The following is a 21,872-nucleotide window of genomic DNA, read 5'->3' as shown; positions in this document are numbered from 1 at the left end:
TCGTTCCTCCCCAGGCGCCGCGTTGGTCAGTTCCGCGAACCGATCAACGAGGGAGGTAGTGTGATGAAGGCACGTATCCTGATGTTGCCGGGCGACGGCGTCGGGCCCGAGGTCCTCGCCGAGGCCCGGCTCTGCCTCGAGACCATCGCCGGGCTCTTCGGCCACCAGTTCACGCTCGTCGAGGGCTTGATCGGTGACGCGGCCCAGGCCGTGACGGGGCGGTCCCTGCCGGCGGAGACGCTGGCGGCGGTGCAGGTCTGCGACGCGGCGCTGGTGGGTGCGGTCGCCGGCGGTGCGGCGAGCGAGGGCGTCGGCTGCCTGCGCGAGCTCTGCCTCCGCAACGACCTGCACACGAGCAGCCAGCCGGTCCAGGTCTGGCCCCACCTGCACGACCACTCGCCGCTGCGGCCGGATCTCCTGGTCGGCGTCAACATCCTCTTCGTCCGCGACCGCGAGGGCGTGGGCGGCTGGGGCGGCGACCCCATCCCCGTGGGCGAGGGCCGTTTGCCGGAGGAGTCGCAGCTGGTCCGGGTGGTGCGTGCAGCCTTGCGCGCCGCGGTCCGCCGGCGGAGCTGCCTGACCGCGGTCGATCCCACCGATGGACGGCTGGCGCGCCGGACCTGGCGCCTGCTGGTGGATCGTGTGGCGGCCAGCTATCCCGACGTGGCGCTGGAACATCTCTCGTCCGAAGCGTGCCGCGACCGTCTGTTCGACCGGCCTTCGCGTTTCGACGTTGTCCTGGCCTGCGGCGCCGGCCAGGACGACCTGCACCGCCGCGCGGCCACTCTCGCGGGTTCGCCGGGCCTGTTGCCGTCGGCCACCCTGGGCGACGGCAACTTCGGTGTCTACGAACCCGCGCATGGCCCCGCTCCCACGATCGCGGGAATGGGCCAGGCCAACCCCACGGCCGCCATTCTCTCGGCGGCCATGCTGCTGCGCCACTCGCTCGAGCTGTTCCAGGAGGCACGGACCCTGGAACTGGCCGTGGGCCAGGCTCTTCGCGCCGGCCCCCTCACCGCCGACCTCTCCCGCGATCCCGCCCGCGTGTGCGGCACCGCCGACTTCGGCGCCACGATCCGGAGGTTCCTCGAGAAGGCAGCCGAGGCCTCGCATGGCTGACCCGGCCGTCTGCGATCATCACGGGCGAGTCGATCGGTCTTTTTTTATCGTGTTGGCAGACAATCAACAACGGGACCAGAGATGATCACGTCTTCAGGCATGCTACTCCGCGGACTGCCGCTCTTCCCGCTCCCGGATTTCTTCCTCTTCCCGGGAGCCGTGGCGCCGCTGCATATCTTCGAGCCGCGCTACCGGCAGATGGTCGGCGATCTGCTGGACACCTCGGGCCGCTTCGTCCTGGCGGCCTACCGGCCCGGCGCGCCCCACTCGGCCCATGGTCCCCGGGTCCTGGACGTCGGCGGACTCGGCGAGATCGTCCACCACGAGACCCTCGCCGACGGACGCTACCTCATCTGGGTTCTCGGTCTCGCCCGGGTCCAGGTCCAGGAGGTGGTCAGCGATCGACTCTACCGCAAGACGGACGCCCAGCCCGTGGTCGACCACGATCCGGAGCCGGACACCGAGGCCGAGCTCATCCCCCGTCTGATGACCGCCATCAGCCACCGGTCCCCACGCGGGAAGCACCTCGAGGGCGAACTTCCGGTGGGCCTGCTCGCCGACATCCTGCTCAATTCGCTGCCTCTGGATGCCGAGCGCACCGCCCGGATCTTCACCGAACGTTGCCCCGTCGCACGCGCCCACCATGCCCTGGCCTGGCACGGAGAAAGCCGACTGGAACAAGAGGAATAGAATCCGTGTTCAAGCCGGGTGTCCCGGAGCCGAGATTCCGGTCGCGCCACGAGGAGGCAGCAGCATGAAGCGAGTGTCTTTCCCGGCGGCCCTGCTGGCCGCCGTTCTGTTGATCAGTGGAGGAACGAACGCCATGGCCGCAACCAAACATGAGGTCGCCACCGTCGGCGGCGGCTGCTTCTGGTGCATCGAGGCGGTCTTCGAGGAGGTGGCCGGGGTGATCGGGGCCGAGTCGGGCTACGCCGGCGGCCACGACCGCGACCCCGACTACCGCTCGGTCTGCAGCGGCGACACGGGCCACGCCGAGGTGGTGCAGATCACCTACGACCCGTCGGTCATCAGCTACGAGGAGATCCTGATCATCTTCTTCGGCGTGCACGACCCCACCACCCTGAATCGCCAGGGCGCCGATGTGGGGACGCAGTACCGGTCCATCGTGCTGTACCACGACGAGGAGCAGAAGACCGCCGCCACCAAGGTGATCGCCGACCTCGAACGCGAGCATGTCTTCTCACGGCCCATCGTCACCCAGGTCGAGAAACTGGATGGCTACTGGCCGGCCGAGGCCTACCACCAGGACTACTACGCCAACAACACCGCCCAGGGGTATTGCGCGGCCGTCATCGCGCCCAAGCTGGCCAAGTTCCGCAAGGAATACCGGGAGCGATTGAAGCAGGATTGAAGGTGGGGATGAGATGAGGGGCGCTGGGAGGAACCCGGCGCCCCTTTCCTACGCGTGGGACGAGACAGCAACTACCAGCCGCGGCCACCGCCGCCGCCGTAGCCACCACCGCCACCGCCGCCGTAACCACCGCCACCGCCACCGCCGTAGCCGCCACGGCCGCCGCCGCCACCGCCGGTGCGGGGCTTGGGCTGGGACTCGTTGACGCGCAGCGGGCGACCGCTGAAGTCCTGGCCGTTCAGGCCCTGGATGGCCTGGTTGGCTTCCTCGCTGTTGGGCATCTGGACGAAGCCGAAACCGCGGCTGCGGCCGGTCTCACGGTCCTGGATCACCCGGGCGCCTTCCACTTCACCGAAGGGCTCGAACAGCTCGCGGAGGTCGTCGTCGTTGCAGGACCAGGGCAGGTTACCCACGTAGATATCCATGTCGCTTCCTTCCTGCGTCATGGGTCAATCGGATCCGAATCTCAAACCTGGACACAGGAATGGAGCTCGGGCGGCCCGGATCTGGAGCCGCAGGGGAAAATCTAGCATGTTTTCAATCGCCGCAAAGAGAAACTTGTGCCTTTGAGATTGTGTCCGGCCACTGATTGAGGGGTTCAGGGGCTCGATGGCTCACTAAATCTAAGATTACGGCCCATGATCTCTCAGCATTGCGGACTATACATCAAGCCAGGGCCAGGCCCGGAGCCGAGACACAATCTCGATGGCACAACTAGGCGTCCGCCTGGGGTTGGAAGAGGGCGGCGTGGGCTCCGCCCGGATCCCGGATCACGCAGAACCGCCCCCCGCCCATATCCCGAGGCCCATCGACCACCTCGCCTCCCAGCGCTGAGCAAGCCGCCGCGGCCGCCATCACATCCTCGACCAGGATATAGATGAGCCACTGCGGCGGCAGATCGACATTGGAGCCGCGCGCGTGGCAGATGCCGGCGGCGCTGTTGCCGGCGGAGTCGCGCATGTCGAAGTCCTCGTAGTCGCCCATGTTCACGGCGGTGGGCGTCCAGCCGGTGACGGCGGCGTAGAAATCGCGCAACGTCTCGGCGTTCTCGACGGTGAGGTCGCGCCAGGCGACGGCGCCGAAGGGGGGCTGCTTGGGGTCGGTCATGGTGACTCCTGTCGCTGGGAGGGACTGGGGTCTGGAGGATAAGGGGTGGCGGGCTTCGTGGCCAGTCGGCGGAGATAGAGGACAACTAAGGGCATAATAGTCTTGGTGGGTTCGCGAAAACTGAGCTAGGCTGGTCACGTTAACAATTTCGGGGGAAGAAGAAAGGTGGCCATGGCCACGACGGGCGGTAGAAGGGGACTCCTGGCCGTGGACCGCTGGTCCGTGATGGGCCTGACCATGGTCCTCTGCGGCATGGCGGTGGCGGGGCGAGCCCAGGAGGCGAGCCCCGGCATGCTGGTGGTCCACGTGACCGATGACCGCGGCGGCGCCGTGACCGACGGATCGGTGATGTTCTGTCCATCGGCCGGCGATTGCCTCGAACTGCCCATCTCGCGGGCCGGCACGATCCGGCTCGACCCCTCCGTCATCGAGCGTCAGGCGGCCTACACCGTCATGGTGCTCGGGACCGATCGCCAGGTGCGCTACATGACCAGCGAGTGGCGGCGCGATTCGCGGACCGACGGTGGTCCGCCGCGGCTGGTCGGTCAGGCCGGGCAGGGGCTGTCCGTGGATCTCGGTCCGTGGCGGACCGTGGTGTCGGCCGAGCCATGGGAGCCGGCGACGGTGACCTTCGGCGTCCACGCGGTCTTCATGCTCGGGGGACACTTCGGAGCCGACGATGGCGCTCTCGGCGGCATCAGTTCGGTCTCGCCGGGACCTTTGGTCACGCTGGGGGTCCGCTTCGGCCTGCCGACCGATCCGCCCCGCGGTCCCTTCTCGGTGGGCTATCAGGAGCTGACGCTGTCCTATGCCCAGAACCGGTACGCGACCCGCCAGCTCGGTCCCGACAGCGGTACCAGCGACCTGACGTTCCACCGGCTCGGACTGGCCTACGGGCGGGGTCGGATCTGGGAGGACTGGCTGCTGGGGGCGGCGGTGCTGGGGACCTATGGCGGGCTCTTCGACGGGAGCGAGGTGCTCGAGTACGGCGACCGGACCTACCGCATGTTCGGCGTCGGATTGCAGGGACGGGTGGGGCGGCGGCTCGCCGGAAGCGCGGGACGGATTTGGAGCCTGGAAGCGATGCTGGGACTGGTCTACTACCCGGTCGATACCAACACGGATGATCACTGGTATGGCCTGTCGCCCACGGCGACGGTCGGTCTGGTGTGGCGCTAGCACGGAGGTGCGCGATGTCGAAGCGAGTGGAGTGGAACGGGCGATCCCGGTGGCGTGGCCTGGTCCTGGTGGGGGTGCTCGGGCTGGTGGCCGGCGGCATCCTGCTGGGTGGCTGCGATAGCGAGGACAACGACTGGACCGGTCAGGAGCCCGACCTGCGGGCCGACCTCGTCCTGAGCAAGACCGTGGCGGCGGCCAACGGAGCGGCGCTGCACGAGGGGGCGCTCATCCGTTACGAGATCAGCGTGCGCAACCAGGGGCGCGCCGATGCCGAGGGCGTGGTCATCGTGGATTCGTTGCCCGACGCGGTGGTGCTGGTGGGTGCGGAGTTCGCCAGGGGCGAGTTCGAGACCGAGACCGGATTGTGGACCCTGGGCACCATCGCGCCCGATTCGAGCGCCACACTCGCGCTCACCGTGCTGTTGAACGAGGGGACCGCCGGCGATGTGGTGGCCAACGAGGCGTTCGTGCTGGAGATCCAGTCCGACGATTCGGATCCGACGGACAATCAGGCCGCCGTCAGCTTTACCGTGATCGAAGGGCCCGACTACGCCGTGCGGGACGACTTCACCCTGGCCGAGGCCGGCACCCTGACCGTGTCGGCGCCCGGCTTGCTCGCCAATGACGGCGAGGAGGGGATTACCCTGGCGGTCGATCCGGTGCCCGTGGCGCCGCCGCTGCACGGCAGCCTGGTGCTCCTGGCCGACGGCTCGTTCGCCTACACGCACGATGGCAGCGAGGCGCCAGCCGACAGCTTCGCCTACGTGGTGTTCGATGCCGCGGGGACCCGCGATACGGGCTGGGTCTCGCTCGCGGTGACGCCGGTCAACGACCTGCCCACCGGGGTGCCCGACGAGTACCAGGTCGACGAGGGGGCCACGCTCACCGGCAACGTCATGGATAACGACTGGGATGCCGAGGAGGACCCCCTCGCCGCGACCCTGCTCAGCCAGCCGTCCCACGCGGCCCAGTTCGAGTTCGCCGCCGACGGATCGTTCACCTACGTGCACGACGGCGAGGAGTCGGCGCTCGACGGCTTCTTCTACGAGCTTGATGACGGCACCGACACGACCGAGCGCGTCCGGGTGACCATCGACATCGTGGCGGCCAACGATCCGCCCCAGGTGGCTGGGATTCCCGACCAGGCGGTGGACGAGGGCGGCGTCTTCGCGTCGGTTCCCCTCGACGATTACGCCAGCGATCCCGACCACGAGGACGGACAGTTCGTCTGGAGCGTCAGCGGCGCCAGCGCGCTGGCGGTGGCCATCGACCCCGCGACCCACGTGGCCACGATCAGCGCCGAGGACCCCGACTGGTTCGGCACCGAGGTGCTGGTCTTCCGCGTCACCGATCCCGCCGGCGACTGGGACGAGGACCAGGCCAGCTTCCTGGTCCGCCCCGTCAACGATCCGCCGATCATCGACCCCATCGAGGAACAGGTCATCGACGAGGGCGGCACGTTCCGCACCCTCGACCTGGACGATTACGTGCACGACGTGGACGATCCCGACGCGGACCTCATCTGGTGGGTCACCGGCGCGGACCAGCTCGCCGTGGAGCTCGGCGACGATCATGTGGTCCAGGTCCGGCAACCGCACGCCGACTGGCACGGCAGCGAGACCATCCGCTTCCACGTGAGCGATCCCCAGGCCCTCGTCGCCGTGGTCGACGTGGACTTCACCGTCAACTCGGTCAACGACCGTCCCATCGTCAGTCCGCTGCCCAACCAGACGGTGAGCCAGGGCAGTCCGTTCCTGCCCATCGATCTGGACAACTACGTCCACGACGTGGACAACCCCGACGACGAGCTCACCTGGAGCCACCTCGACGGCGAGGACCTGGTGGTGGTCATCAACGCCGATCACGTGGCCACGGTCACGCTGCCGAGCCCCGACTGGGTCGGCACGGCCGAGGTGGTGTTCCGGGCCACCGACCCTGGCGGGCTCTGGGATCAGCGCTCGGCGTTCTTCACCGTGGAGGCCGCGAGCCCCTGAGGCGATCTGGGCGCCGGACCTGATGGCCTGGATGTGGTAGAATCACGGGGCACAACCGTCACCGGAGGTCCTTCATGCCCCGTCGCGCCCTGCCGTTCGTCGCCCTGATCCTGATCCTCGCCGCGGTCGCCGTCGCCCGGCCGCGCGGCACCGTGATCGAGGATTTCGAGGCGCCAACCCTGGAGCTGGCGAGCTACGCCGACCAGGACCAGGACCCCGACGCCTGGGAGCTGACGGGCGACGCCCACGCCGGCCTTCAGGCGCTGCGCCTGCACGGCAACACCTGGAAGCTGCAGACCCTGGCCACCGCGGCCGCGGTCACCGACACCACGGTCTGGCAGATCGCCGTGCGCGCCGACCGTCTCGGCGAGATGCAGGCCTTCGGGGTGAGCGACGGCACCGCGGTCCTCTTCTACACCTTCTGGGGCCGCGACCTGCCCGGGGACACCAACTGGTGGACCGTCTACCAGGGCGCCTACGGCCAGGAGGAGTGGCGCGTCTTCCTGCTGCCCATCGGCGAGGACTGGACCGTCACCTTCGGCGCGCCGCCCACGGCGATCACGCAGCTCGTCTACGTCAACGACGCCGACCAGGGCGAGCGCGGCGAGACCCTCTTCGACGAGATCCGCGACGTCACGGTCGACCTGCCCCACGCCCCGCGCTGCCGCATCCTCTCCTCGGTGCAGGAGGTGCGCAAGGCGGCGGGCGGCCTGCTCTCGGTGGACGTCCAGTTCCAGGCCAAGGTCTTCGACCCCGACAGCGAGACCTTCGCCTACGCCTGGGACTTCGGCGACAGCAGCGCGAGCGACCTGCCCGACCCCGTCCACACCTTCCTCGTCCAGGCCGACCACCCCTGGACCGTGGGCCTCACCGTCACCGACCCCGAGGGCCTGGCCGGCGGCGACACCTGCCGCGTGCGCGTGGAGGACGGCGCGAGCGACCTGCCGCTCACGGTGAACTTCGTGGGCGACGTCTTCACCGGCCGCGGCTACGAGTCCAACGGCGGCATCATCGACACCTACGGCGTGGAGGCGCTCTTCGAGCCCACGCTCGAGATCTTCGGCGAGGCGGCCGACGTGAACGTGGCCAACCTCGAGGTCAGCTACACCGACCGCGGCACGCCGCACCCCACCAAGAGCGTGGTCTTCCGCAGCCGCCCCGAGAACATCGTGGGCCTGCGCTACGCCGGCATCGACGTGGTCACCCTGGGCAATAACCACATCATCGACTACGGCGAGATCGGCATGCTCGACACCATGGACGGGCTCGACGAGCTGGGCATCCCCTACTGCGGCGCCGGCTCCACCGAGTACTTCGCGCTTTTGCCCGCGTTCCACGGCGCCAAGGGGCTGCGCATCGCCTACCTGGGTCTCTGCAACCGCACCGGCCGCCAGTGGAACTACCAGCCGTTCCTCGACGCCGGCTACAGCAAGCCCGGCTTCGCCTTCCTGCTGCCCGACAACCTGGAGAAGTCCATCACGGCCTGCCGCGACCAGGCCGACCTGGTGATCGTCCAGACCCACAGCGGCGCCGAGTACCAGACCGCCCCGCCACCCGACGGCCGCGCCTTCACCGCGCCGCCGCCGGTGGAGGCCAACGCGCTCACCGCGGGCATGGTCGACTTCAAGTTCCGCAACGAGCCCACCCCCGACGAGCGCACGCTGCGCCGCACCGGCCTGGACCTGGGCGCCGACGTGCTCATCAACCACCACCCGCACGTGCTGCAGGGCTTCGAGGCATACGACGGCCGGCTCATCGCCCACAGCCTGGGCAACTTCGTGTTCGACCTCTACTACCCCGAGACCATGCCCACCATGGTGCTCACCCTGGAGATCGACGCCACCGGCATCACGGGCTACACCTTCACCCCGGCCTGGATCAACCACTGGATCCCGCGGCCGGCCACCGGCACCCTGGCGCGCCACATCGTCGAGCGCCTGGCCGACTACTCGCGGCCCATGAATGCGCTCGTGGTGCCCGAGTCCGGGAACCTCCGCGGCCGCATCCTGCTCTCGCGCGCCGAGGCCGACAGCACCGTGCTCACCGAGCAGCGCACCGTTCCGGTGGCCGCGCGCGAGGGCGCCGCCGTCTCGGCGCCGCTCGCGGTGGGCGGCGACGCCTTCCTCTCGGGCATCGACATGGTGGTGGGCGACGGCGGCGGCTGGGAAGTGCGCTGGGGCCGGGAGATCCTCTGGCTCGGCGGCTTCGAGAGCGAGGGCGCCGACCTCTGGGACGTCAACACCGAGGACGAGTGGCTAGACGAGGAGGTCATGCTGGCCGGGGCGCGGTCACTGGGCCTGCGGCGCCAGTCGTCCGACACCGAGCAGACCGGCACCGACCTCGAGAAGCACCTGCCCTGCGATCCCGCGAAACAGCACACCGCGGTGAGCTGGCTCCGCGCCGAGCAGGCCGCCGGCGCCCGCGCCATGGTGCGGTTCTACAACAACCGCTACACCGAGACACCCCTGGCGAGTGAGGACGTGGCCGAGTGGTTCACCGGCGACACCGACTGGCGCCGGCAGTGGCGCGACCTGGACACGCCCGAGGACGCCACCTACTACGAACTGCGCTGCGGCCTCGAGCCGCCCGAGTCGGGCACCGGCCGCGCCTGGTTCGACGAGCTGGCCATGATCGAGTGGGAGCCCTGGCAGCCCGCCGACACGGCCCTCGACGTGCCCGCGCCCAACAACCATCGCTTCGTCCAGGTCCGCCGCCTCGGCGGCACCGCCGGCGAGGTCACCGTGGCCTGGCGCGAGACCGCCTACGGCGACGTCACCACTCGGGCCCCCGAGACCGTGCCGCCGGCGGGCCGGTCGCGCCTGGTCTGCTTCCCCAACCCCTGCAACCCGCGCACCACCGTGCAGCTCGACCTGCCCCTGCACGGCGCCGACCACTGCGAGGTGGCGCTCTACGATCTGCGCGGTCGTCGCGTGGCGTCGCTCCACCGCGGGCCGCTGGCGGGCGCCGGCCCCCACGCATTCAGCTGGGACGGCACCGACGACGCCGGCCGCGAACTGGCCAGCGGCGTCTACCTGGCGCGCGCGGTGGCCGACGGGCGGCTGGTGCAGGGCAAGGTGGTGCTGGTGCGGTAACACGCGTTCAGACGTTCCATTCCGAGTTCTGCAGCACCACCCTATACCCGTCCGGGTCCCGGAACGTGCAGCCGCCGCGAGCCCAGTAGGGGTTCTCGGGGTCCACCTTCGTGAAGCCCGCCGACCCCATGCGCAGGCAGGCCGCCTCCCAGCGGCTGCGGTCGGGCAGGTAGACCACCAGCAGGTGCTCGCCCGAGGGCGCGCCGCCTGCGGGGACGGTGGCGTGGGTGGTGAACTCGAGGTGCCACTGGAGGTCGGGGCGGCCGAGGATCACGCCGTCGTAGCCGTCGTGGTCGCAGAAGCGGCCCAGCTCCTCGAGGTTCAGGCCCCGCAGGTACATGGCGACGATCTCGGCCAGGCGGTCGGTGGGGCGGGCGATGCGCAGGTGCGGCACGGGGATTCCTCCTCGTGGGGTCGTCATCAGTCTAAGGATACGGTGCCGGGGCGGCACGTGCAGGACCGCCGCCGGTCGATGGGATGCAGGCGCGGTCCCGCCTGTGGTATCATCAGTCGAACCCGAGATTGGAAGGGAACCATGAAATTCATCGTCCTGATCGCCGCCGGCCTCGCCGCCGCCGACCCCCTGACCATCGACCTGGCGGGCCTCACGGGCGGCTACGAGTACAGCTCGTCAACCGAACCCAACCTGGGCTACCCGGAGATGCGCGCGGTCGATTTCACCATCCCCGGCGACGTCACCGCCATCGACCAGCTCACCCTGGTCCTGTCCGGCGAGTGGACCGCCGGCGAGATGACCTGCTACGAGGGCGAGGACCCCGTTCCCTCCGAGTTCCTGCCGCCGCTATCCCTTTTTCTGACCTCGCCGACGTTCCCGGGCGACTACTTCGTCGCGAGCCTGGCGATGCCCGCCGGCGAGTTCAGCGAGATCGAGGCCAGCTTCTCATCCTGCTGCCCGCCCGGAGCGCTCGACCCCAACCAGCTGCTCGGAACCGAGATCCACGCCGAGCTGTTCTTCGATATCGCGATCATCGGCATCTGCTGGCTCTCCCTCGACACCTACGGCACGCTCAGTGACGTGCGGCTGGAGGTCCTCGGCACGGTGGCCACCGAGACCAGCACCTGGAGCGCCGTGAAGGGCCTGTACCGCTAGGCCGGCCACCGCAGACTGGAGAGACGAACGGATGCGCACCCTGCTGATCCTGGCCCTGCTCGCCGCCGGGTCCGTCACCGCCGTGGCGGGCCCGCTTCCCACCGCGGCTCCCACCGACACCCTGGTCGCCTTCACCATCCTCGACCAGTTCGACGAGCCGCACACCGAGGCGGCGCTGGCCGGCCGCGTGGCGGTCCTGCTCTGGGCCGACCGCAAGGGCAGCGACCACCTGGAACGCTGGCACAAGGTGATCGTGCGCAAGCTGCGGGACGAGATCGAGGCCGGCCAGGTGGAGGTGCGCATGCTCGGGCACACCGAGGGCGCCCCGGGGTTCATCCGGGGCATGATCAAGGGCCGGTTCCCGGACGAGCCCCAGGAGTGGGCGCTCATGGACTGGGACGGGGTCTTCAACGCACACTACGCGCCCACCGCGGACCACGTCTGCCCGCTGGTCTTCGCGCCCGACGGGCGCCTCCTCTACCGGGGCGCGACCACCCGGCTGAACCAGGCGGATCTCGACGCGGTGCTCGCGGCGGTGCAGGCGGGCTTGGCGTCGTGATCACCTCCGTCGCGCTCTTCCGGGGGATCAACGTGGGCGGCCACCACCGCTTGCCCATGGCCGACCTGGTCCGCCTGCTGACCGACCTCGGCCTCCACGACGTCCGCACCTACATCCAGAGCGGCAACGCGGTCTTCCGTGGCGAACCCGAGGACCCGGCGGCGCTCGCCGCGCGGATCGCGGCCGCGGTGGCCGCGCGGCACGGATTCAGCCCGGCGCTGCTGCTCCTCTCGCGCGACGACCTCGAGGTGGCCATGGCCGCCAACCCCTTCCCCGAGGCCGCGGCCGAGCCCAAGACCCTGCATCTGACCTTCCTCGACGCCCCGCCGCCGGAGCCCGATCTCGCGGCGCTGGAGGAGGTCCGGGCGGCATCGGAACGGTTCCGGATCGTCGGCCGCGTGTTCTACCTCCACGCTCCCGACGGCATCGGCCGCTCCCGGCTGGCCGCCCGCATCGAGCGCGCGCTCGGCGTGGCGGGGACGGCGCGGAACTGGCGCACGGTGGCCGCGCTGGCGGCGCTGGCCTGCGAGGTGGACGGCGCCTGAACCGGGCGCGGCCGGCCGCGCGCTCGTATCTTGTCGCCCTCGCCGCAGCGCAGACCGTGAACATGGAGTCCCAGATGTCCGAACCCAAGACCCGCCCCCACGACGGCGACGTCGAGGCCTTCCTCGCCGGCGTCGCGCACGAGAAACGCCGCGAGGACTGTCGCCAGGTCATGGCGATCATGCACGAGGTCACCGGCGAGCCGGCCACGCTGTGGGGTCCGAGCATCATCGGCTTCGGCTCCTACCACTACCGCTACGCCAGCGGCCGCGAGGGCGACATGCCGCTGACCGGCGTCTCGCCGCGCAAGCAGGCGCTCACGCTCTACATCATGGCGGGCTTCACGCGGTACGAGGACCTGCTCGCCCGACTGGGCAAGTTCAAGACGGGCAAGGGGTGCCTCTACATCAACAAGCTCGAGGACGTGGATCTGCCCACTCTCAAGACGCTGATCGCCCAGTCGGTGGCGCACCTGCGCGCGACCGCGGACTGAACCCCACCCGGAAGGCGCCCGCGCATGGCCTCCACCGCCTACCTCGTCGACGGCATGGCCTACGTGTTCCGCAGCTACTACGGCATGCGGCCCATGACCGCCCCCGACGGCACGCCCATCAACGCCGTCTTCGGTCTGGGCATGACGCTCCAGAAGTTCCTCCATGACCACCGGCCGCAGCTCCTGGCCTGTTGCTTCGACGCCGGCGCCCACACCTTCCGCAACGACCTGTACCCCGCGTACAAGGCCAACCGCGGCGCGCCGCCGCCCGACCTGATCCCGCAGTTCGACCTCTGCCGCGAGCTGACCGCGTGCATGGGCCTGGCCACCCTCACGGTGCCCGGCTACGAGGCCGACGACGTCATCGCCACCCTCACCGTCCGCCTGCGCGCCGAGGGGCACGAGGTGGTCATCGTCAGCGGGGACAAGGACCTGACCCAGTTGCTCGCGCCGGGCGTCCGCATCTACAACCTGGCGCGCGACGAGTGGTGGGACGAGGCCGGCGTGCCCGCGCGTCTCGGCGTCCGGGCGTCGCAGGTGCGCGACCTGCTGGCGTTGACGGGCGACGCGGCGGACAACATCCCCGGCGTGCGCGGCGTCGGTCCCGCGGCGGCCACGGCCTTGCTGGCCGAGTTCGCCGACCTGGCGGCCATCTACGCCGACCTCGACCGCGTCGAGACGTTGCCCGTGCGCGGCGCCAGGGGGCTGCGCAAGAAGCTGGAGGCCGGCCGCGAGAGCGCGCTGCTCAGTCGCGACCTCGTGGACCTCGACCGCGATGCGCCCTGCGATCTGGCGACCGACGATCTCCGCTACACGGGCGCGGTGGCCGCGGATCTCGACGTGTTCGCCGAGACCTGGGGCCTGCGCCGCGTGGCGGACCGCACGCCGCGGCGTTGATCCCGGGCCTGCCGCCCCGAGCAGATATCCGAGCCAAATGATCTGAATATCACTATTCTGTCCCGGCTCTCCGCGGCGGCCCGATCGGCCGTCGCCGTCACATGGTTCCGGCACGTGGAGTCCCGATGCAGTCAGGCCAGATGCTTGCCCATTACCGGGTGGTGGAAAAGATCGGCGCCGGTGGCATGGGTGAGGTCTACCGCGCCCAGGACACGGTGCTCGACCGCGAGGTCGCGCTCAAGATCCTGCCGCCCGAGTTCGCCGCGGACAGCGACCGGCTGGCGCGCTTCCAGCGCGAGGCCAAGTTGCTGGCGTCGCTGCACCATCCCAACATCGCGTCGATCTTCGGCTTCGAGCACACGCCCGAATGCACCTTCCTGATCATGGAGCTGGTGGAGGGCGAGGATCTGGCCGCGGTCATCAAGAAGGGCGCGCTGCCCGTGGACGAGGCGGTGGACATCGCCCGCCAGATCGCCGAGGGCCTCGAGGAGGCCCACGAGAACGGTATCGTCCATCGCGATCTCAAGCCGGCCAACGTCAAGCGCACGCCCGACGGCAAGGTCAAGGTGCTCGATTTCGGGCTGGCGCGGGCCTTCGCCGGTCAGACCGCGGGCGAGGCCCAGGTCTCCAGCGCGCCGACCATGACCGCCGCCATGACCCAGGCGGGGACCGTGCTGGGCACCGCCGCGTACATGAGCCCCGAGCAGGCGCGCGGCAAGGAGGTCGACCGGCGCACCGACATCTGGGCGTTCGGCGTGATCCTCTTCGAGATGCTCACCGGCCGCCAGCTCTTCGCCGGCGAGACCGCCAGCGACACCCTGGCGGGCATCCTCAAGACCGAGCCCGACTGGGATCAGCTGCCGGCCGGGCTGCCGCTGCAGGTGGAGCGTGTGCTGCGCCGCTGCCTGTCCAAGGACCAGCGCCAGCGCCTGCGCGACATCGGGGAGGCCCGGGTGCGGCTGGAGGATCCGGAGGCCGAGTCGGGGGTGTTCTCGGGTCCCCTCGCCGTGGCGGATCTGCCGGTCGCGCGTGGTCGGGCGCTCCTGCCCTGGGGATTGCTGCTCGTGAGCCTGATCGCCGTGGCCTGGCTCGTGCTGGGTCGCGATGGCGGCACCGACGTGCGGTCGGACTGGCACGTGGCCGTGCCGGCTCCCGAGGGCTCGGAATTCAATCTGAGCGGGTCGTATCCCGGCCTGCCCGTGATCTCTCCCGACGGCACGCACCTCGTCTTCAGCGCCAAGTCCGAGACCGACGGCGTCGTCCGCCTGTACGTGCGGGCGCTGAACGCCGGGCGGGCCGTGGCCCTCGACGGCACCCGCGACGCCCAGTATCCCTTCTGGTCGCCGGACGGGCAGTGGATCGGCTTCTTCGACCGGAACGAGGGGCTCAAGAAGATCATGGTGGGCGGCGGGCCGGCCCAGGTCGTCTGTGCCGCGGCCAACGCCAAGGGCGGCACCTGGAACGCGGCGGGCGAGATCCTCTTCACGCCCGAGTACAACGCGCCGCTGCAGGTGGTGGCGGCGGTGGGCGGCGAGCCCCGTCCGGTCACCTCGCTCGAGGACGACGAGGGGATGGATTCGCACCGGCACCCCCAGTTCCTGCCTGACGGCCGGCACTTCCTCTACCTGGCCCGCGGGGCCGGCGGCCGCGATTCCGAGCTGCGCCTGGCCAGCCTGGACGGTGGGCCGCACAAGGTCGTCATGAATCTCGCGAACATGGCCCAGTACGCGTCGGGCCATCTCCTCTTCCTGAACCAGCACACGCTCATGGCCCAGCCCTTCGATCCCGGCCGGGGCGAACTGAGCGGCACGCCGATCCCGGTGGCCACCGACGTGATGGTCATTCCCGGCGCCGCCAAGGGCGTCTTCGCGGCCTCGGACGACGGCGTGCTCGTGTACCTGCGTGGCGAGGCCAACGTGGAGGCCAGCCTGGTCTGGCTCGACCGCCACGGGAACGAGATCGGGCAGGTGGGCGACCAGGCCAGCTACGACACGGCGGTCCTCTCTCCCGACAACGAGAGCGCCGCGGTGACCATCATCGATCCGCAGGCCGGCACCGGCGACATCTGGATCGTCGAGATCGCGCGCGACTTCCGCCGCCGGCTCACCAACGATCCCGCCGACGAGGCCTACCCGGTGTGGCAACCCGACGGTCGCGCGCTGCTCTTCGTCTCCGACCGCGGCGGCCGCTACGCCGTCTATCGCCAGGAGATCGGCGGCACGGGCGAGGCGGAGCTCGTCCTGGATCTGCCCAGTCCGATCATCCTCTGGGACTGCGCCGACGACGGCCGGACCATCCTCTACTCCACCACGGCCGAGGGCACGTCGCTCGATCTCTGGTGCGCTGACTTTTCGGGCGAGACCGAGCCGCGCCTGCTCCGGCGGACCGCGGCGGAGGACGGGGCTGCCCAGTTCTCGCCCGACGGCCGGTGGCTCTCGTTCTGGTCGACTGAATCCGGCAGCGGCCAGGTCTACCTGGCGCCCTGGCCCGAGATGACGCCCATCTCGCAGGTCTCCACCACCACGGGGACCTGGTCGTTCTGGCGCCTGGACGGCCGCGAACTGGTCTACCAGGAGGAAGGCGGCCGGCTGCTCGCCGCGCCGCTGACTTTCGAGGACCGGCGGGCCCGCATCGGCGTGCCGACCCCGCTCTTCGACCATGCCTCCGCCAAGCTGGAAGGCCCCTGGCTCGACCTGACTGCCGACGGCGAGCGCTTCCTGGCGGTCAACTCGCTGGCCTCCGATCCTCCGGCGTTCTGCGACGTGGTGGCCGACTGGGTGGGGTTGATCCATCGACCCTGAACATCGACGAAACGGGGCCGGGCATCTTCCTCGTGCCCGGCCCTGGTCGCGTCCAGGTGGTCAAAAGCAGATCATTTTGATATGATATATGGCGTGCTCTGATTCGCCCCAGCCTCGACCAAGGAGCCTGCCATGACCCGCCACCTCGCCCTCTGCCTGGCGCTGTGTCTCGGCGCCGTCGTCGCCTCCGCCGACACCATCACCTCCACCACCGCCGGCGGCCCCTGGTCCGAGCCCGCCACCTGGGAAGGCGGCGCGGTGCCCACCGTCGCCGACGAGGTGATCCTCGCCGGTCCGGTGACCATCGCCGGCACGGCCTATTGCCAGGAGCTCGCGGTGCTGCCCGCCGGCGCGCTGGCCGGCGCCTTCGCCGGTCCCAGCAACACGCTGGCCGTGAGCGGGTCCGTGGTCAACGAGGGTGCCATCACGAACGGCACGTTCAACTTCTTCCTCGAGGTCGGCGGCGACCTCCACAACGCCGGCGTGTGGGCCAATCACCAGACCGCGTTCGCCGGTGTGGACGACCGCCACCTGTCGCACGCCGCATCCGCCCCGTTCGCCACCGATCTGGTCATGGCTCCCGACGCCGCGGGCGACGCCGTCGCCGACACGCCCCTGACCGTCCAGGGCGACGTCGACATGACCGGCGGCCGGCTCGTGCTCGGACCGGGTTGCCCCTTCACCCTGGACGAGGGCAAGTTCTCGGGCGACCTCGCCGCCGGCGGCAACGAGATGCGCTTCGTCTCCTGGTCCTACCTGGACCGCTGCACCCTCGACGACGTGGTGCTGGTGGGCGAGGTCGAGGCCGCGATCCTGGTCTCCTTCACCACCCGCGTCACGGTCAAGGGCGTGCTGCAGAACCTGTCGTCCACAGGCGGCAGCCAGGTCACCGTCCACGGCGAGATGATCAACCACGGCACCATCCAGAACGACAACTACGGCTTCATCCTCAACCTGCACGGCGACCTCGAGAACCACGGCGCCATCACCTGCAGCCAGGTGGTCTTCCACGGCCTTTACGAGCACCACCTCGCCATGGGACCCGACGCGGTCATCGACGCCTTCGTCTTCCTGCCCGAGTTCCAGGCCGCCACGCTGGTGGCCGAGACGCCGGTGCGCTTCGCCGAGGGCCTGGGCCTGGGCGTGGGCACCCTCGTCCTGGAGCCGGGCAGCTCGCTGACGTTCACCGACTTCGGTGGGGTCGGCACCGGGACCATCCTGGCGGGCGGCAACGAGATCCGCGTGGAGGGGACCGGCGGGATCAGCGGCGTGACCATGGACCAGGGCGTGTTCGCGGGCCAGGTGGCGCTGTTCGACGACATCCAGTGCACCGGCGGCCTCACCGTCACCGGCACGCTGACGAGCTGGCAATGGGACGGTCCCGAGATCACGGTGTCCGGCCTGCTGCGCAACGAGGGCACCATCACCGACGGCGCCTATTCGGTGCACATCACCGCGCTGGGCGACCTGGAGAACCTGGGCGCCTGGGACAACGCGCTCGTGACCCTGGCGGGCAGCCAGGACCAGTTCGTGGGCGCGGGCGAGGGCCTCGCGGTGGCGGAGTTCGTGCTGGCCTCGGGCCTCTCGGCGGCGAGCTACCAGTGGTACCGGGACGGCGCGGCGCTGCCCGGCGAGGACGGGCCCAGCCTGACCCTGGCCGGGGTGGGGGTCGCTGATTACGGCCGCTACCACTGCGAGGGCGGCGGCGAGGTCTCGCGCGCCGTGATCATCGCCGAGGGGCTGGTCACCACCGACGTGCCGCCGTCGGCCGGCGTGCTCCTGGCGCAGAACCACCCCAACCCGTTCAACCCGGCCACCACCATCGACTTCGTCCTGGCCCGCGACGACCGCGTGCGCCTGGCGGTCTACGACCTGGCCGGTCGCGAGGTCGACGTGCTCGTGGACCACGCGCTGACGGCCGGTCGGCACCAGGTGGAGTGGCGACCCCGGAACGTGGCGTCGGGGGTGTTCGTGTACCGGTTGCAGGCGGGGTCGGTGGACCTGATGCGGAAGTGCACGCTCTTGAAGTAGCGGGCCTCAGGCCCCGGGCAGCTTCCCCAGCACACCCCACAGCCAGCGGTGGACCTTGTGGATCCCCGTGGGCTGGGCGAACATGAGGATGCACTCCCCGTGCACCACGTTCAGGCCCTGCTCCTGGCAGAAGCGCACCGCTTCCTCGGAGGCGGAACCCTGCTGCAGCCAGAGGTGCGCGATCCCGGCCGCGGCCGCCTCGCGCACCACCTTCTCGGTCTCCGCCGGCGGCAGCACCACCACCAGGCCACCCACCTTGCCCGCCAGCTCGCTCACTGAACGATGGCACGGACGGCCGCCGATCTCGTCGGCCTCCGGATGCACCAGCTCGAGCCGGTAGCCCTGGCCCGAGAGCGTCTTGAACACGGCGTTGCCGAACTTCTTCCCGCTGCGCGAGATCCCCACCAGGCCCAGGCTCTCCTGTGCCAGGAAGCGCTCCACCGCGGACTGCGTCGTCATGGTAACCTCCGTACGGCTTGGCTCTGTGATCACTGATCATGATCGGCGTTATCATCATGTCCCGGTCCGCTCGACGGCAACAACGATCAGGAGCGATCATGGCCGCGTCCAGCACGAAGCACCGTTTCCTCCGCATTCTCCTCCTCGTCGCCCTGGGCTGCCTGGCCGTCCTGGTGGCCTGCAGCGGTTCCGATGGCCCCACCGATCCTGCGGACCCCGGTGATCCCGGCGGCGATCCCGGCGATCCTCCCGGCGACGACGACCCTCTCTTCGCCGAGACCAGCGCGGCCGTGGACGAGGTGGCCGCCAATCTGACCGACTACCTCCAGAACCAGTCCCTGGTCGACGCCCTCACCGCCGGCGCCGCGGACCTGGCGGCGCACGACTGCGTGGCCTCTGCCGAGTGCCGGATCCGCGAGGGCGCCGACCCCTATCTCCTGGCCCAGTTCACCAACGGCATGCTGCTGATCATGCCCGTGGTCCGCCTCGACACCACCGCCCTGGCCGAGAAGGCCGCGGTCGCGCCGGACTCCCGACCCGAGGTCGAGGAGCACCTGCCGGCCAGCAGGCAGGCCGTGTTCTTCGACCTGCCCGCGTTCCACACCGACGACCCCACCCTCGTCCAGGTCGCCCGCCTCTACGGCTACCAGACCAGCATCCATCGCGACTTTGACGTGGACGATTTCCGCAACCTCGGCATCTACGGCCTGGTCCACTTCGGGGTCCACGGCGGGGCCTTCGAATGGGGCGGCATCGACTACTTCCAGATGACAACCACCGAGTGGCGCAGCACCGGGCGCGACCTGCAGCTCATCGCCACCGGCGACTTCCGCGACGTGTCCGTGCTGCTCGAGCGCCGCATCTATATCGAGTGGTACGAGAACCCCTTCGTCATCGACAAGACCCACTACGCGGTCACCAACCGGTTCATCGACAAGTACTCGGGCGACTTCCCCGACCACTCGCTGGTCTTCGTCGACAACTGCGAGTCGGCCAAGCCGGGCCAGTGGGACAACACCCCGCCGCTCCTGCGCACGCTCGAGGGCAAGAACGTGGGCACCTACGTGGGCTGGACCGAGTCGGTGAACAACGCCCACGCCGTCAAGGTGGAGAACTTCCTGCTGACCCACATGCTGGGCGCCATCCCGTCGGGCCTGCACGGGGTCGAACCAAAGACGCCACCCATCCGCCCGTTCACCTTCCAGGACACCTACATCTCGCTGCAGATCCGGGGCTGGCACATCGACCCCGACGGCGGCCACGGCGCCGTGCTCCTCTACAAGAACCTCACCGACGACGAGTACGAGCTCACGCTGCGGCCGTCCATCAGCCAGCTCCTCGTCCAGGTGGACGGCGAGAACGACGACCAGACCCTCAAGCTCCTGGGCGACTTCGGCTCGCGTCGCGGCACGGTCCACTGCTGCTCGAGCCCGCAGATCCAGCCCGACGGCTGCGACGAGCTCACGGTCAAGACCTGGGAGGACGACCAGATCGTGGTGGAATTCAAGCAGCCGCACCACGGCTACGTGATGGTGGTGGTGGACGGACACCCCAGCAACGCCCACCCGCTCAGCGAGTGGTCCGGCGACCTCACCGTCACCGGCGCGACGAGCATCGGCCCGGACGTGCAACTGACCGCCCGCGCCGTGTGGCGCGCCGAGATCGTGGACGAGCGGCCCATGCCCGACCTGCCGCCGTTGCCCGAGTACGGCTGGACCAGCACCATGTTCGGCCTGGATGCCGATTGCGAGTACACGTTCTCCGGCCGTTTCGAGGACAGCCACTACATCTACGAGTATCCGGAGGAGGCCAACATGGGCACCGTGCCCATGACCGTCGAGGGCGACCGTCGCTATTTCGGCGTGGTGACCCTCAAGCCCGTCGAGGGCTCGCTGCGGTGCCAGGGCCTGTTCAGCGCCGAGGCCTTCGTGCTCAAGACCGACAAGTACGATCCCGAGGCCGAGCCCGTGCCCGACTGGATCCCGGTCAACGTCCCGCTGTACTTCGACGGGACCATGTCCGCCACGGGCGAGATCGAGGCGGGCGAAGCGCCGGGCACCTACACCGTCTCCTGGCCCGACCTGACGGCGGAGTCGCCGCCGCAGGATTCCACCGGGCACTGACGAGGGGACTGGACAGGCGGGACCGCGGCACCGTTATCTTGAGGTGGAGAGGTCCGACGACGACTCCAGCCGAGGACGGTGGCGATGCGATGGATACGCGGATGGCTGGCGTTGGCCCTGGGCACGGCCCTGTTCGCCGCCTGCGCGCCGACCCCGTCCCCGACACCGCGCGCCACCCTGCAGATCCTCTTCGTCGGCAGCAGCCACCTCGCCTGGCACGACGCGCCCACCGACTGCGAGCGCCTGCTCACCGCCGCCGGCCGCCGCGTCCATGTGGGGCGCGTGCTCAAGCCCGGACGCCTGCTCGACGAGCTGGCCGCCGACCAGGATGTCCGCGACGCCATCGCCGCCCGCCCGTGGGACTTCGTGGTCCTGCAGGGGGCCGGCATGACCGCGGCCTTTCCCGACAGCCACCACCTGATCATGCCGCGTCTGGGCCGGCATCCGCTGGCGCCGGCGCTGGCCGGACTGGCGCAGGCGGCGCGGGACCGCGGCGCCGAGCCGATCTACGTCGAGCCGTGGGGCTTCGACGACGGGCTCCTCTGGGTGCCCGGTCGCGGGGAGGACTACCTGGCCCTGCAGGCCGCTATCGAGCGGAACACGGCCGGCCTGGCCGCGCGGCTCGAGCTGACGGTGGCCCCGGTGGGGGCGGCCTGGCGCCTGTCGCGCAGCGAGCACCCCGAGCTGCCGCTCTTCGCCGACGACCACGTCCATCCCAGCGTGCTCGGCTCCTACCTCATGGCCTGCGTCATCTGCCGGACGCTGCAGGGCGACCTGCCCGCCGCGTTGCCTTACCACGGCGGGGTTCCCGAGCATGCGGCGCGCTACCTGCAGGGGGTGGCCGCGCGGATCGCCGCTCCCGGATCGTGAGCGCGAGGCTTCCGCTGGATCCCGCCGGCGGCGATTCTGGCCGATGCAGCTAGATTGCCGTGGTCGGCGGATGCTGGGACGGACCGGAGATGGCGGTCCTGATGCGTCCGGTTCGCAGCGGA

19 protein-coding genes are annotated in these 21,872 nt (G+C 70.0%); 15 read left to right on the top strand and 4 right to left on the bottom strand.

Going from position 1 to position 21,872, the window contains the following annotated elements; translation table 11 throughout:
- Positions 1-63 precede the first annotated feature (63 nt).
- The 3 genes from IFSED24_RS14195 to msrA all read left to right on the top strand — a co-directional run bounded on the left by IFSED24_RS14195 (position 64) and on the right by msrA (position 2,491).
- Positions 64-1,119 carry an isocitrate/isopropylmalate family dehydrogenase gene (locus IFSED24_RS14195; RefSeq protein ID WP_491332131.1) on the top strand — a complete coding sequence of 352 codons (1,056 nt, stop codon included), beginning with the start codon at positions 64-66 and terminating at the stop codon, positions 1,117-1,119.
- An 81-nt stretch (positions 1,120-1,200) separates the two neighbouring features.
- A complete protein-coding gene (locus tag IFSED24_RS14190) occupies positions 1,201-1,809 on the top strand; it encodes an LON peptidase substrate-binding domain-containing protein (RefSeq protein WP_491332130.1) in 609 nt (202 codons plus the stop codon).
- A gap of 133 nt (positions 1,810-1,942) precedes the next feature.
- Positions 1,943-2,491: a peptide-methionine (S)-S-oxide reductase MsrA gene (gene msrA / locus IFSED24_RS14185; RefSeq protein ID WP_491335061.1), complete on the top strand. Its 549-nt coding sequence runs from the start codon at positions 1,943-1,945 to the stop codon at positions 2,489-2,491.
- 71 nt (positions 2,492-2,562) lie between these two features.
- Here msrA and rbp read toward each other — a convergent pair whose 3' ends face one another.
- Positions 2,563-2,916: an RNA-binding regulator gene (rbp, locus tag IFSED24_RS14180; protein WP_491332129.1), complete on the bottom strand. Its 354-nt coding sequence runs from the start codon at positions 2,914-2,916 to the stop codon at positions 2,563-2,565.
- A gap of 289 nt (positions 2,917-3,205) precedes the next feature.
- A complete protein-coding gene (locus IFSED24_RS14175) occupies positions 3,206-3,598 on the bottom strand; it encodes a VOC family protein (protein ID WP_491332128.1) in 393 nt (130 codons plus the stop codon).
- A 171-nt stretch (positions 3,599-3,769) separates the two neighbouring features.
- Between IFSED24_RS14175 and IFSED24_RS14170 the strand changes: the two genes are divergently transcribed.
- The 3 genes from IFSED24_RS14170 to IFSED24_RS14160 all read left to right on the top strand — a co-directional run bounded on the left by IFSED24_RS14170 (position 3,770) and on the right by IFSED24_RS14160 (position 9,863).
- Positions 3,770-4,777: a hypothetical protein gene (locus IFSED24_RS14170; RefSeq protein ID WP_491332127.1), complete on the top strand. Its 1,008-nt coding sequence runs from the start codon at positions 3,770-3,772 to the stop codon at positions 4,775-4,777.
- A gap of 14 nt (positions 4,778-4,791) precedes the next feature.
- Positions 4,792-6,771, top strand: coding sequence for a DUF11 domain-containing protein (locus IFSED24_RS14165; RefSeq protein WP_491332126.1), 1,980 nt, complete (start codon positions 4,792-4,794; stop codon positions 6,769-6,771).
- Positions 6,772-6,845: 74 nt separating this feature from the next.
- Positions 6,846-9,863, top strand: a complete 3,018-nt coding sequence (locus IFSED24_RS14160) for a CapA family protein (RefSeq protein WP_491332125.1) — start codon at positions 6,846-6,848, stop codon at positions 9,861-9,863.
- A 7-nt stretch (positions 9,864-9,870) separates the two neighbouring features.
- On the opposite strand, the gene IFSED24_RS14155 is transcribed toward IFSED24_RS14160, so the two are convergent.
- Positions 9,871-10,257 (bottom strand): VOC family protein, encoded by a 387-nt coding sequence (locus IFSED24_RS14155; protein WP_491332124.1) that lies wholly within the window; start codon positions 10,255-10,257, stop codon positions 9,871-9,873.
- A gap of 141 nt (positions 10,258-10,398) precedes the next feature.
- Between IFSED24_RS14155 and IFSED24_RS14150 the strand changes: the two genes are divergently transcribed.
- From IFSED24_RS14150 to IFSED24_RS14120, 7 genes are all read left to right on the top strand, one after another.
- Complete coding sequence (locus IFSED24_RS14150) at positions 10,399-10,974, top strand: hypothetical protein (protein WP_491332123.1); 576 nt, start codon at positions 10,399-10,401, stop codon at positions 10,972-10,974.
- Between the two features lie 31 nt (positions 10,975-11,005).
- Complete coding sequence (locus tag IFSED24_RS14145; protein ID WP_491332122.1) at positions 11,006-11,533, top strand: hypothetical protein; 528 nt, start codon at positions 11,006-11,008, stop codon at positions 11,531-11,533.
- A complete protein-coding gene (locus tag IFSED24_RS14140; protein ID WP_491332121.1) occupies positions 11,530-12,078 on the top strand; it encodes a DUF1697 domain-containing protein in 549 nt (182 codons plus the stop codon). Before IFSED24_RS14145 ends, IFSED24_RS14140 begins: the two co-directional genes overlap by 4 nt.
- A gap of 74 nt (positions 12,079-12,152) precedes the next feature.
- Positions 12,153-12,569: a DUF1801 domain-containing protein gene (locus IFSED24_RS14135; RefSeq protein ID WP_491332120.1), complete on the top strand. Its 417-nt coding sequence runs from the start codon at positions 12,153-12,155 to the stop codon at positions 12,567-12,569.
- 24 nt (positions 12,570-12,593) lie between these two features.
- A complete protein-coding gene (locus IFSED24_RS14130; RefSeq protein WP_491332119.1) occupies positions 12,594-13,466 on the top strand; it encodes a 5'-3' exonuclease in 873 nt (290 codons plus the stop codon).
- A gap of 125 nt (positions 13,467-13,591) precedes the next feature.
- Positions 13,592-16,267 carry a protein kinase domain-containing protein gene (locus IFSED24_RS14125; protein ID WP_491332118.1) on the top strand — a complete coding sequence of 892 codons (2,676 nt, stop codon included), beginning with the start codon at positions 13,592-13,594 and terminating at the stop codon, positions 16,265-16,267.
- A 132-nt stretch (positions 16,268-16,399) separates the two neighbouring features.
- Positions 16,400-18,298, top strand: a complete 1,899-nt coding sequence (locus IFSED24_RS14120) for an immunoglobulin domain-containing protein (protein WP_491332117.1) — start codon at positions 16,400-16,402, stop codon at positions 18,296-18,298.
- 6 nt (positions 18,299-18,304) lie between these two features.
- Here the strand turns inward: IFSED24_RS14120 and IFSED24_RS14115 are convergent, their stop codons facing one another.
- Positions 18,305-18,757 (bottom strand): CoA-binding protein, encoded by a 453-nt coding sequence (locus IFSED24_RS14115; RefSeq protein WP_491332116.1) that lies wholly within the window; start codon positions 18,755-18,757, stop codon positions 18,305-18,307.
- Positions 18,758-18,855: 98 nt separating this feature from the next.
- On the opposite strand from IFSED24_RS14115, the gene IFSED24_RS14110 reads away from it, so the two are divergent.
- Positions 18,856-20,880: a hypothetical protein gene (locus IFSED24_RS14110; RefSeq protein ID WP_491332115.1), complete on the top strand. Its 2,025-nt coding sequence runs from the start codon at positions 18,856-18,858 to the stop codon at positions 20,878-20,880.
- Between the two features lie 84 nt (positions 20,881-20,964).
- A complete protein-coding gene (locus IFSED24_RS14105) occupies positions 20,965-21,750 on the top strand; it encodes an SGNH/GDSL hydrolase family protein (RefSeq protein WP_491332114.1) in 786 nt (261 codons plus the stop codon).
- Positions 21,751-21,872: the final 122 nt, after the last annotated feature.

The sequence above is a fragment of the Candidatus Latescibacter sp. IFSED24 genome, from assembly GCF_058273205.1.
The sequence above is the reverse complement of the archived record's forward strand: the minus strand, read 5'-3'. Positions and strand labels throughout refer to the sequence as shown.

Excerpts from the sequence above, each read along its gene's own strand:
- IFSED24_RS14195 (WP_491332131.1), top strand. The coding sequence starts at position 64 with ATGAAGGCACGTATCCTGATGTTGCCGGGCGACGGCGTCGGGCCCGAG.
- IFSED24_RS14190 (WP_491332130.1), top strand. The coding sequence starts at position 1,201 with ATGATCACGTCTTCAGGCATGCTACTCCGCGGACTGCCGCTCTTCCCG.
- msrA (WP_491335061.1), top strand. The coding sequence starts at position 1,943 with ATGGCCGCAACCAAACATGAGGTCGCCACCGTCGGCGGCGGCTGCTTC.
- rbp (WP_491332129.1), bottom strand. The coding sequence starts at position 2,916 with ATGGATATCTACGTGGGTAACCTGCCCTGGTCCTGCAACGACGACGAC.
- IFSED24_RS14175 (WP_491332128.1), bottom strand. The coding sequence starts at position 3,598 with ATGACCGACCCCAAGCAGCCCCCCTTCGGCGCCGTCGCCTGGCGCGAC.
- IFSED24_RS14170 (WP_491332127.1), top strand. The coding sequence starts at position 3,770 with ATGGCCACGACGGGCGGTAGAAGGGGACTCCTGGCCGTGGACCGCTGG.
- IFSED24_RS14165 (WP_491332126.1), top strand. The coding sequence starts at position 4,792 with ATGTCGAAGCGAGTGGAGTGGAACGGGCGATCCCGGTGGCGTGGCCTG.
- IFSED24_RS14160 (WP_491332125.1), top strand. The coding sequence starts at position 6,846 with ATGCCCCGTCGCGCCCTGCCGTTCGTCGCCCTGATCCTGATCCTCGCC.
- IFSED24_RS14150 (WP_491332123.1), top strand. The coding sequence starts at position 10,399 with ATGAAATTCATCGTCCTGATCGCCGCCGGCCTCGCCGCCGCCGACCCC.
- IFSED24_RS14145 (WP_491332122.1), top strand. The coding sequence starts at position 11,006 with ATGCGCACCCTGCTGATCCTGGCCCTGCTCGCCGCCGGGTCCGTCACC.
- IFSED24_RS14135 (WP_491332120.1), top strand. The coding sequence starts at position 12,153 with ATGTCCGAACCCAAGACCCGCCCCCACGACGGCGACGTCGAGGCCTTC.
- IFSED24_RS14130 (WP_491332119.1), top strand. The coding sequence starts at position 12,594 with ATGGCCTCCACCGCCTACCTCGTCGACGGCATGGCCTACGTGTTCCGC.
- IFSED24_RS14125 (WP_491332118.1), top strand. The coding sequence starts at position 13,592 with ATGCAGTCAGGCCAGATGCTTGCCCATTACCGGGTGGTGGAAAAGATC.
- IFSED24_RS14120 (WP_491332117.1), top strand. The coding sequence starts at position 16,400 with ATGACCCGCCACCTCGCCCTCTGCCTGGCGCTGTGTCTCGGCGCCGTC.
- IFSED24_RS14115 (WP_491332116.1), bottom strand. The coding sequence starts at position 18,757 with ATGACGACGCAGTCCGCGGTGGAGCGCTTCCTGGCACAGGAGAGCCTG.
- IFSED24_RS14110 (WP_491332115.1), top strand. The coding sequence starts at position 18,856 with ATGGCCGCGTCCAGCACGAAGCACCGTTTCCTCCGCATTCTCCTCCTC.
- IFSED24_RS14105 (WP_491332114.1), top strand. The coding sequence starts at position 20,965 with ATGCGATGGATACGCGGATGGCTGGCGTTGGCCCTGGGCACGGCCCTG.